Origin of the sequence: Vibrio sp. Vb1980 (assembly GCF_033338615.1) — a bacterium.
GTDB classification, from domain to species: Bacteria; Pseudomonadota; Gammaproteobacteria; order Enterobacterales; family Vibrionaceae; genus Vibrio; species Vibrio alginolyticus.
This window is the reverse complement of the sequence record NZ_JAWOSZ010000155.1, coordinates 1-549: the sequence shown is the minus strand read 5'-3', so window position 1 is coordinate 549 and position 549 is coordinate 1. Positions and strand designations below refer to the sequence as shown.

The 549-nt window shown below is 47.9% G+C and carries 1 protein-coding gene; it reads left to right on the top strand.

From position 1 onward, the window contains the following. A partial coding sequence (locus tag R7F64_RS24260) for an ATP-binding cassette domain-containing protein (RefSeq protein ID WP_318072202.1) occupies positions 1-549 on the top strand: 549 nt, incomplete at both ends.

Sequence of the window (549 nt, the reverse complement as noted above, 5' to 3'; positions counted from 1 at the left end):
GAGATTGATGCGATTGTTCGTCAAGACGAATCTGACATGCCGTTACCTAAACCGAAAGGCCATTATGAGTTAACCGGGCTCAGTTACCGTCACCCGGGTGCGACTGAGCCAGTGCTGTCTTCTATCACATTATCAATCCCGCCGGGTGTGTCCGTCGGAGTAATTGGCCCTTCTGGCACTGGTAAATCGACATTTGCTCGCTTATTGCTTGGTAACATTCGGCCTTTAGCTGGAAAGGTGACTTTAGATGGCATGGAAGTGTCGATTTGGGCATCTGAAGATCGAGGTGTTCACGTAGGCTATTTGGCCCAAGAGGTGGAGCTATTTCCAGGAACCATTCGTGAGAACATCGCGCGTTTTAAAGAAGAAGATCCAGCGAAGGTTATCAAAGCTGCACAATTAGCGGGTTGTCACGAATTAATCCTCAAAAAGAACAAAGGTTATGACTTCGTTATTGGCGAAAATGGTCGTGGACTGTCGGGTGGTGAACGACAAAGGATTGCGCTAGCACGAGCTGTCTATGGTGATCCTTCTATCGTCGTCTTTGAT